The sequence below is a fragment of the Brevundimonas sp. genome, from assembly GCF_016463485.1.
Taxonomy (GTDB): Bacteria; Pseudomonadota; Alphaproteobacteria; order Caulobacterales; family Caulobacteraceae; genus Brevundimonas.
Genome location: NZ_JAEMRD010000127.1, coordinates 1 through 9,464 on the forward strand (window position 1 = coordinate 1; position 9,464 = coordinate 9,464).

Annotated in this window: 13 protein-coding genes and 1 pseudogene; all 14 read left to right on the forward strand. The window is 67.1% G+C overall.

Annotation, left to right across the window (positions count from 1 at the left end; all coding sequences use genetic code 11):
• The coding region (locus tag JHC99_RS14815) for a hypothetical protein (protein WP_292155186.1) at window positions 1–210 on the forward strand (210 nt) is incomplete at its 5' end.
• A gap of 4 nt (window positions 211–214) precedes the next feature.
• On the forward strand, window positions 215–682 hold the full coding sequence (locus JHC99_RS14820; RefSeq protein ID WP_292155187.1) for a hypothetical protein: 468 nt from the start codon (window positions 215–217) through the stop codon (window positions 680–682).
• A 13-nt stretch (window positions 683–695) separates the two neighbouring features.
• Window positions 696–938: a hypothetical protein gene (locus JHC99_RS14825; protein WP_292155189.1), complete on the forward strand. Its 243-nt coding sequence runs from the start codon at window positions 696–698 to the stop codon at window positions 936–938.
• A gap of 222 nt (window positions 939–1,160) precedes the next feature.
• Window positions 1,161–2,135 (forward strand): phage tail tube protein, encoded by a 975-nt coding sequence (locus JHC99_RS14830; protein ID WP_292155190.1) that lies wholly within the window; start codon window positions 1,161–1,163, stop codon window positions 2,133–2,135.
• A 7-nt stretch (window positions 2,136–2,142) separates the two neighbouring features.
• Entirely contained in the window at window positions 2,143–2,658 is a 516-nt protein-coding gene (locus JHC99_RS14835) for a hypothetical protein (RefSeq protein ID WP_292155191.1), read from the forward strand.
• Window positions 2,655–2,981 (forward strand): hypothetical protein, encoded by a 327-nt coding sequence (locus tag JHC99_RS14840; protein ID WP_292155192.1) that lies wholly within the window; start codon window positions 2,655–2,657, stop codon window positions 2,979–2,981. The genes JHC99_RS14835 and JHC99_RS14840 overlap by 4 nt, the downstream gene beginning before the upstream one ends.
• 59 nt (window positions 2,982–3,040) lie before the next feature.
• On the forward strand, window positions 3,041–3,181 hold the full coding sequence (locus JHC99_RS14845) for a hypothetical protein (RefSeq protein WP_292155193.1): 141 nt from the start codon (window positions 3,041–3,043) through the stop codon (window positions 3,179–3,181).
• A gap of 438 nt (window positions 3,182–3,619) precedes the next feature.
• Window positions 3,620–3,859, forward strand: a pseudogene (locus tag JHC99_RS18825) (hypothetical protein); the annotation flags it as partial.
• Window positions 3,860–3,959: 100 nt separating this feature from the next.
• Entirely contained in the window at window positions 3,960–4,535 is a 576-nt protein-coding gene (locus JHC99_RS14850) for a hypothetical protein (RefSeq protein ID WP_292155194.1), read from the forward strand.
• Between the two features lie 124 nt (window positions 4,536–4,659).
• Window positions 4,660–6,996, forward strand: a complete 2,337-nt coding sequence (locus JHC99_RS14855) for a hypothetical protein (RefSeq protein WP_292155195.1) — start codon at window positions 4,660–4,662, stop codon at window positions 6,994–6,996.
• A gap of 40 nt (window positions 6,997–7,036) precedes the next feature.
• The gene (locus JHC99_RS14860) at window positions 7,037–7,711 is read left to right on the forward strand and encodes a hypothetical protein (RefSeq protein ID WP_292155196.1); all 675 of its coding nucleotides are present in this window, start codon (window positions 7,037–7,039) and stop codon (window positions 7,709–7,711) included.
• Entirely contained in the window at window positions 7,708–8,349 is a 642-nt protein-coding gene (locus JHC99_RS14865) for a hypothetical protein (protein WP_292155197.1), read from the forward strand. Before JHC99_RS14860 ends, JHC99_RS14865 begins: the two co-directional genes overlap by 4 nt.
• Window positions 8,339–8,734 (forward strand): hypothetical protein, encoded by a 396-nt coding sequence (locus JHC99_RS14870; RefSeq protein WP_292155198.1) that lies wholly within the window; start codon window positions 8,339–8,341, stop codon window positions 8,732–8,734. Before JHC99_RS14865 ends, JHC99_RS14870 begins: the two co-directional genes overlap by 11 nt.
• Window position 8,735: 1 nt before the next feature.
• On the forward strand, window positions 8,736–9,464 hold a 729-nt coding region (locus JHC99_RS14875; RefSeq protein WP_292155199.1), incomplete at its 3' end, for a hypothetical protein.

Consider the following 9,464-nt stretch of genomic DNA (forward strand, 5'->3'; position numbering starts at 1 on the left):
GTCTTCGTCCTGGCGAAGGAGGCGCGACTGCCGCGTCTGCTGAAGGGCGGAACATTCCGGGACCGGGCGCAACGCGACGTGCCGATGCGGATGCAGTCGCTCTTCCAGAAATATTTCACCGCCTACGACGGCGACGGCCCGCGACAGATCACCAACCAGTCCCGACCGCGTGCGTCGTCGGGTTTCACGATGGGCCCTTCGACATGGTGACGAGATGACCCTGGACGCGGCCCTCGCAGCCCTCGCCGCCGCCATCGCCCATCGTCTGGTCACGGCCGGCTATATCGCCACGACCGAGGCTCTGGCCGTCGACGACGCCGACGCCGTCGCGCCGACCGGGGAAGAAACGGATTTCGTCACCTGGGCCGCCCTGACGCGTGGTGAAACCCGCACCGTCCGGACCCTGCTGGGTCGCCCGGGGTCGCGGTTCGTGGTCGAGCATCGGGCCACCCTGCAGCTCGCCTGGGCCGGGCCCGATCGGCCCGCCGGCCGCCTTCTTCACAGCCAGACGCTTCAGGCGATCGCGACCCTTCCGGTGGAGTTTCCGACCCTGTCCGGCGCGGTCGAACGGTTCTTCCTCGAGGAAGGGTCCGACGAGCCTCTCCCACCAAACGGCTGGGGCACGACCCTGGTCTGCGCCATCCGCATCCGGTCCAGCGACCCGCTGGGCCTCACCGCCTGATCTGGAGCCCGACATGTCCGACACCGTTCCGTCCTCGCCCGCGATCGCGCCCGCCGCTGATACCGTCGCCGCCCCGAAGAAGCCTGCTCCGAAGCGCCGGACCAAGCCGACGAAGCCGGTGTGGGTCGTCCGCAAGGGCAGCGGCCTCGAGCAGCTCGCCGCCGACAAGGCGAAGAAGGCGATCGAGAGCGGGAAGGTCCGCGCCGCCACGGAGCGCGACCTCGAGATCGCCGGCGTCCCGACCGAGCAACGCTGAGGTTCCTTTTCCAGCGCTACCGGCGCCGACGCGGTCGTCGCCTGCTTTAGCGCAAGGTTCGCCGTCGTCCGTCGGGAGTTCCGGAGGGCGGTGTTTCCCGCCGGCGCGTCAGTCCCCCTTCCTTCCGCGCGCCGGCGGGCTCCATTTTTCTGAGCGCTAACGCTCACCGCGCGGCGGCTCGCTGCTTGAGCGCGGTCCAACCCTCGCAGAGGACCGAACATCATGCCCACGGATATCTGGTACGGCGCCGACTGCGAGACCCGCATCGGCCGCCGCGCGAACGCGACCACGGCCCCGACGGCCTGGCAGGCCATCGACTTCATGCAGGTGACGGTGACCCCGTCGCAGGAATGGCGTCAGCGCGCCAAGCTGGGTGATCCGGCGGCGCGTTCCAACGCGCTGGATCCGATCAAGCCGCGCCCGGGCTTCGAGCGCGTCGCGGCCGAGCTGGTGCTGGACGCCGACAGCCGGAACCTGCCCCTGTGGCTGCGCTACTCGATGGGCGCTCCGGCGACGACCGGCGCCTCGGCGCCCTACGCCCACGCCTGGGCTTCGGGCGGCAAGGCCGAGCAGTATTTCGACCTGGCCGTGAAGGTCGGGGCGAGCGACGTGCGCGTCTATGAGGCCCTGACCCTGGCCCAGATCTCCGGCAATGTGACGGGCGAGAACACCCAGGACTTCGACCTGAACCTGTCGCTGCGCGGCCTGCGTCGCGCCACCCCCCTGTCCGCCTTCCCGGCCGGCGACGTGGAGGACATTCCGGACGAGGCGCCCATGCTGCGCTGCGTGTTCGAGATCGACGATGTGGCCGCCGACGCCTTCCTGTCGGGTTCCTTCAGCTATGATCGCCAGCTGCAGGAGGGCGTCTTCCTGTCCGCGACGCCGACCGTGTCGAAGAACACGCCCAACGGAGGGGCTCATTCCGGCTCGGCCACCTATCGCGCGATCGGCGCGGCCTTCGACACCATGGAGGTCGGGCAGACGGTGTTCGAACCGGCCTTCGCCTATGCCGGCGTGGTCTCGGGCCACAAGATCCGGGTCGAGCATACCCATGCCCTGCTCGCGCCCAGCCCGATGCCTATCCAGGGCCCGGGGATGATCGAACGCACCCTGAACTGGTCGCCGTTCCAGACCGCCGATGCGCCGGCATTGCGCATCGTCGTGACCAACGACGTCGCCAGCTACGCGACGGCCTGAGCCCGCCATGTCTGACAGGCAGATCGTCGTCTCCCTCATCCGGGAGCCGGTCACCGTACCGCTCACCGGCGCTTACGCCGGCGTCACCGTCACCCTGCGGCGGCTGACGACCCCCGACTACGCCGAGGCCCAGCAGGCCGCCCAGGCGATCATCCAGGACGAGTCGAAACTGCTGCCCCTGCTGATCGAGCACGGCCTTCTCCCCGAAGGCAAGCTGAAGGCCTGGAAGCGGAAAAAGGAAACCGACCCCATCTCTTACGCCCGGTTTCTCACGGGGGTCGCGATGTGGGTGGGCGCCGTCGAATGCGGGGTCAAGGGAATCGACAGCTGGACGGGAATCCTAGGTGAAGATCGAAAGCCAGCGCCGGTCCATCGCGATGTGATTGAAGTCCTGATGCTGGACGAGCACTTCAGCAGCCAGGTGACCGCGGAACTCGACAAGGCTGCGCGGATCCTCGCTATCGAGGGAAAGCCCTCAGGGGTCTCGCCGACTGGCTCTTCGGGGGTCGGGACGACGGCGTGACCCCCGAGTTCTGCGGCAACTGCCGCAAGCTGAACCAGCCCTGCGCATCGGGCCGGCCCGACGCCAAGGGCCGGCTCTGTCCTCAAATCGAGCATGCCTGCCGAACGACCGAGGGCGCGGCCGTCTGGTCTGCTGTCAGCCGGGCTGGCGGCTGGACCGGGGGCGGTATGACGCCCCGCCGCGTCGATCGTGCGGCCGTGCGGGCGCGCCTCGAGGGGATCGACGGCTGGATCGTCGAAACGCTGATCGACACCTTCGAGCCCGCGGCCCTCGCCGCCGCCGTCAGGTCAGAGGCGCGGAAAAAGCTTAAGCCTAAGACCTAGAACCAGGGGGTGGCAGAGGTTGAGAATCGGAACTAGCTTTACGCCATAGGGAGCGACCGATGCACCAGAAGCTGAAGCCCGCCCAAGTGCTGATGTTCGCGGTCATCGCGGGTGTCGGCTTCACGGTCGGAGCTGGCTTGGTCCATGGCGCATGGGAGTTTGCCGTTGGGTTGTTCGCGCTTGATCAGATAGGCCGCTAGCCTTGATCTGAAAGCCTGAGAAGCCCGAGCTTTTCCAACGCTTCAGCTGTTAGACGCCGCACCGCTTCCGGCCGTGACGCGTTTCCCGCCAGCTCTTCCGCGATAAACTTATCGACGGCTTCCAATAGCGCTGGCTGCAGGCGGACCATGACCGGCGTGCCTTGGCCAGTTGGTACGGGCCCCCGCCGTTTCTTTGGTATCAAAGTTTCTTGCGTCATCTTAACAACCCTGATATCAGAGTTGCAGGCCGGCGGGAAGCAGCAACGTCCCAGCCGGCCCTAACCGCAACGGATCGATCGGAGATCACGTCATGGCTACGGCTGCTGATACCACAATTATCCCGTTTCCAACGAAGCGGCGTGCGCCGTTTCCCAGTCCTGGGGCCATTCCAGGTCAGCCCCTGCCGGAGAATGTTGTGAGATTTGAGCGGCCTTGGGTATGGGCCCTCATTCCCGCCGACCTGCACGATTTATTGAAGGCCCAGCGCACCTCGTGAATTACGAGGCCTATCTCGGATCGCGTCGATGGCGTGAACTACGAGAGCAGACGCTCACGCGAGACAGCTATCGCTGCCGTCTGTGCGCTAGCGGCGAGGGTCTCAACGTCCATCATCGTCGCTACCCAGACGTTCTGGGCGAAGAGACGGTCGATGATCTGACCACGCTGTGTCGGCGCTGCCATATGGCGTTCCATTCGGTCGAACGCCGCCCGGCCCGGTACGAACTTCAACCGACGGCGGCGAAGCGCACCGCGCCCGCCGCTCTGATCGAGACAACCCATGTGGAAACCCCTGACACTGACGCTCACCGGCGTTGCACCCCTGTTGATGCACAACGGCCAGTTGGCCGATCCGCTGAGCCCGTTCTCAAAAGCTATGAAGGAAGTGGCTGGACGCCGCCTCAAATCCGACGCCGACCATGAAGAACTGGCCCGATTGGAGTTCCTGGGCGGCTTGTGGGTCAACGACGAAAAGCAGCCGTGCATCCCGTCGGAGGCCATGGAGGCATGTCTGGTCGGCGGGGCCCGGAAGAGCAAGGAGGGCAAGGCGGCCGTGGCGGCGTTGCTGATCGAGGAACATCTGGCTCTCGGTTTCGAGGGCCCTGAAACGCCGGAAGAGCTGTGGGCTGACGAGCAGTTCCGTCTGCGAGTTCCCGCCCGTGTCGGACAGGCCCGGGTGATGCGGACACGTCCTATCTTTCGACACTGGTCGGCGATCGCCGTCGTTCAGTTCAACAGCGATCTGATCAACGCCAGCCAAGTCCAGAAATGGGTGCGGGTAAGCGGAGATCAGGTGGGCCTCGGCGATTGGCGTCCCAAGTTTGGACGATTTTCGGTCGAGGTAACTCAGTCCTAGGCACGGCTGGGCCCGGAAGGGCGTGGTTCGGCGCGGCAGGTCATTGGTAGTGGCATGTCATGGCTGGGCAGGGAGGAGGGGCGTTCCGTGAGGAGCGCCCCTTCGCAGATTTTGGAGGCCAGCAATGAGCGACACGACGGCGGGGCGCGGCGGCGTCGGCATCCGGATCTTCATCGAGGGCGGCCAGGTCGTCCGGCGCGGCTTCGATCAAATCGCCGACAGCGGCAAGAAGATGTGGGCGGAGATCGCCCTAGGGCAGCGTGCGGCAAATCCGGCAATCCGTGCCCTGTCACTTGGTGTTGGAGAGGCCAAACAAGGAATCGAAGGTCTCGCAGGTCGAACGGGGAGCGCAGGCGTAGCCCTGTCTGCATTTGGTTTCGCCGGGGTCGCGGCTGCTGCGGCGATGGGTGGACTCGTCATCGGGCTTGGGAAGGCCCGCGAGGCGATGGCGTTCGCTGATGAGATCGACGACGCCGCACAGAAGCTCGCGATCGGCACGACGGCCCTTCAGCAATACAGATACGCCATGACCGCTGTCGGCGGTTCGGCCGAAGATGCTGACGCCGCGATTGAATCGTTCACCCAAAAGCTGGGCGAGGCACAAGCAGGCGGGCGTGCGCTGCAATGGTTTCAACGCCTGGGATTCACGAAGGAACAACTCGCCGGCTACAGCACCGCCGAAGAGGCGCTGGACGACGTCATTGATAGCGTCGCTGGGCTGAACAAGGAAACCGAGCGGACCGCAGTGGCTTCCAAGATCGGGCTCGGTGCCATGCTTCCTCTCGCCCGTGAGGGCGTGGCGGCCATGGAGGAGCTTCGCCAGCGGGCCTTAGATATCGGCTACACGATGAGCGAAGAGCTGGTGAAGAAGGGGGCGGATGCCAATCAGCAGTTCGAGACGATGAGCCATATCGTGGACGTTCAGCTAAAGTCGGCGTTTGTCGGGTTGTCGGACGAGGTACTCACCTTGGTCCAAGGTCTGGTGGATGCCCTCGACGCCCTCAACGACTTCATTGAACGCTACAATGTTGCGAAGCGAAAGAATGATGAGGAACGGCAGAGCACGAGTTTCATCAACAATGTAGGGCGCGCGATCGGCGGTGACTTCACCGACAACCTGCCTTGGGTGCGAAATCGCGACCGTATCCCTTCAGGCCTGTCCGTGGATGCGGTCACGGCCTCGATGGAGGAGCTAGCCTACCCAGACGGCCGCCCCCGGCGACGCCCCGGTAGCGACCTAGACGATCCCCCTACTGATAGGCGTTCCCCAAGTTCCCGCGCCGCCTCCGAAGCCGAGCGCCGTCAGCGCGAGCGGGACAGTTTGCTGGATCAGGTGACCCGCGAGGAGTTGGCCGCCAGGCGGGCGACGGCACGACTGCGCTGGGGTGGGGATACTGCAGAAGATCGTGCCCAGATGGCGATCAGCATGCTGGCGCTGGACATCCAGGAACGCGATGCGAAGCGAAAGGCTCTGTACGCCCAGCTGACGCAAGCCGGGGCGATGGACGACGCGACGAAGCTGATCCTGGAAGAGGTCGAACTGCTCGACAAGGAGTCGGATCGCCTGCAGCGCCGGGCGGCAGACGAGATCTTGAGCGAGGCGATGGCCGCGCGCCAGCTTCAACGCGAGACGGTCGCGGCTGAAGACGCAATCGACCTCCTCGCGATCCAAGAGCAGATGGTCGGCACGGCGCGAGAACGCTACGAAGCCGGCCGCCTAGTCCTGTTGGCGGAACAGGCCCTTGAACTCAAACTCAAGGAAGCCGCTGCCCGCGCCGATGGTCTTATCGACGAAGACGAACAGCAGGAGTTGGCCTCCCTCCGCCGGCGTCAGGACGGACAGGTCGCCCTGTTCGACCATGACGAACAGGAGCGCCTTCGCGACCAGTTCAACTCCTATGGCCGCGAGGTCGTGCAGGCGATCGAGGACGGCCGGATCGGGGAATACATCGGCGACCGGATCAAGGAACGGCTGCTGGACGGGGCGCTCAACGCCCTCTTCAGCATGATGGGCAACGGCGGAGGGGGCGGGAAATCCGGCGGCGGCTTCTTGTCGGGCCTGCTGGGTTTCGGCGCCAGCCTGCTGAGCGGGGGTAACCCCGTCGGTGTCGGCGCCGCCGGGGCCTTCGGCAAGACCGGCCGGGCTCCCGGCGGGGATGTCCGGGCCGGGTTCGCCTATCGGATGGCCGAGCACGGGCCGGAGCTGCTGATGCTCGGCGGTCAAGGACAGGTCACCAGCGCGGCCGAGACGGCGAAGATGGTCCAGGATCTGGCGGGCCCGGCCGGCGGCGCCGGGGTCGGCGGCGTGACCGTCACCGCGACCTATGCCCCGAACATCCGCGTCGACGGGTCCGGTCCGGAGATCGACGCCCTGCGCCGTCAGCTGGCGACCGAACAGGCCAACTTCCGGTCGAACGTGGTCCAGGCCGTTTCCGACGCCCAGGCCCGCCGCCAGCTCTGACGGCCTCGCCCTGCCCTTAGCTCACTGAGCGGGAGACCCCATGGCCCTGACCTTCCCGCGTGCAATGCCGTCCGGCGGCGTGGACAGCCAGGCCTTCCGCATCGATCGCGTCGATCGGACCTCGCCGACGGTCCAGGGCCGGTCGGGCGGCGTCACCCTGGGCCTGCCGCGCTGGCGCATGTCGTTGACACTGGCCAATACGACGGCGGACGAGACCGAAGAGTGGATCGCCTTCATCGACTCCCTGCGCGGGTCACAGCGGACCTTCCTCGCTTATGACTTGTCGCGACCCTATCCCAAGGCCTTCCCGTCGGGGTTCGCCGGCCTGAGCCGCGCCGGGGGCGGGGCGTTCGATGGATCCGCCACCAGCTGGTCGGTCAACACAGCCGGCGACGTGCTGGCCCTGTCGGGCCTGCCGGCGGGCCTTCCGCTGACCCTGAGGGACTATGTCGGGTTTCGCTGGACGACCGGCGGCGGCGCACGCCGTGCGCTGGTCCGGGTCGTCGAACCGGCCACGGCCAGCGGCGCGGGCGCGATCACCGGGCTGTCCGTCGAGCCGCCCTTGCCCGGTCTGGTCCCGGAAGGCGCCGTCGCCTTCCTCGACCGACCCGACTGCGTGATGCGCCTGACGCCCGAGGAAACTTCACTCGGCGAGCTCGACACCCTGCACAGCGGCGGCGGGTCGGTCGTCGCGGTCCAGGAGTTGCTGGCATGAAAACCTTCAGCAGCGAGGCTCTGGCCGCTCTGGCGGATGGAACCGCGATCGTCTCCGGCGCGGTGCGGTTCGGCCTGCCCGACCCCGCCCGCTTCTGGGGCGGGCACGGGTTTCAGGTCATCGACGAGCAAGCTTTTCTGGGGCTGGGCGATCGCGGACTGATCTCGGTCTCCTCAGGAACCCTCGGCGGTCAGGCGCAGGGCGCCGAGCTGATCCTGTCGGGTGTGGATCCCGATGTCGCCGCCGCCCTGGACGTGCGCCAGCTGCGCGGCGTGCCCGTGGTGATCTGGCGCCTGATCTTCGACGGCTCGGGTCGCACCCTGCTGCAGGCCTCGGTCTATCTGCGCGGTCGGGTGGATTCCGCGCCGACCGAGGATCGTCCCGGTGGCCCCGCCGTCCTGAGGTTGGGCATCGAGGGCCCTGCGCGCGGCCTCGGCCGGCGATCCGAACGGATGCGCAGCGACGCGGACCAGCGCCTGATCTCGCCGACGGACGGCGCGCTGAAGCGCGTGGCCTATGCGGCCCAGAAGCCCATCTACTGGGGCGGCCGTCCGCCGGAACGGGCGTCGTCGGCCTTCGCCTCGGGCAGCTCGGCGGGCGGCGTCGGCGGACTTGGGGAGGCGACCAATGTTGCGTAATCCCAACGCCCTGCCGGCCTATCTCGAGGCCCGCGAGGCCTGGGCCTTCGGCTATGGCCCCGAGCCCCGGACACAGGACTGCGCCCGGTTCTTCGCCGGCGGCGTCGAAGCCGTCACGGGCATCAACCCGCTGGGCCGGTTCACGAGCGAGTGGACGACCCGGCGCGGCGCCCGGCGGGTCCTGGCGCGGCACGGCGGCATGGCGAATGCGGTCAGCGAGGTGATGACCGAGATCCCGGTCACCCTGGCCCAGCGCGGCGACGGCGGCCTGACCGACGACAGCACCCTTGTCCTTGTGGAAGGCGACACCGTCGTCGGCCTGCATCCGGAGCGCGGCCAGGTCCGGCTGCCGCGCAGCGCCATGATCCGGGCCTGGACGATCTGACGTGACAGTTCAACGGTTCCTTCTCGCCAGCGCCCTCGCGCTGGCTTTCGTGTTTGGCGCCCCGATGGCGGCGCAGGCCGATCCGATCACGGCCGCGATCGTGGGGACGGTCTTCACCGCCGGCACGACAGCGGCCGCCGTCGCGACCTTCGTCGTCAACAGCGTGCTCTATTCGGTGGCCAGTCTGGCGCTGGGCAAGATCAGCGGCGCCCTGAGCGGGAAGAACAAGGCCGCCCTGCAGGAACGCCAGGCCAGCGTCACCCAGATGTCCCTGGGCGAGGTCCCGCGCGAGTTCGTGTTCGGCGTCTGCGTCACCGGCGGGTCGCTGGACGACGCCTTCAACTGGGGCGGCCAATACGGCACCGACTATGTCACCCGGTGTATCACCATCGCGGACCACGCGATCGACCAGCTGTTTGCGGTGATCGTCGACGAACAGGGCTATGAGTTCGCCGGGAACGGGGTGCAGGCCGGGTTCGGCGGCGCCCTGACCCTCGACTTCTTCAATGCCTCGGCCGAGGGATCGGCCCCGCCCGCCTATGTCATCGAAAACTCAGGCGGGGCCTGGACGGCCGATGACCTGCATGTCGGTCAGGCCCACGTCTGGGTGACCTACCGCTTCGATGAGAAGGTCTGGCCCCAGGGACATCCTACCTTCAAGTTCGAGCTCCGGGGCATGCGGGTCTATGATCCGCGGCGCGATCCGGCGCTAGGCTATGTTGGCGACACG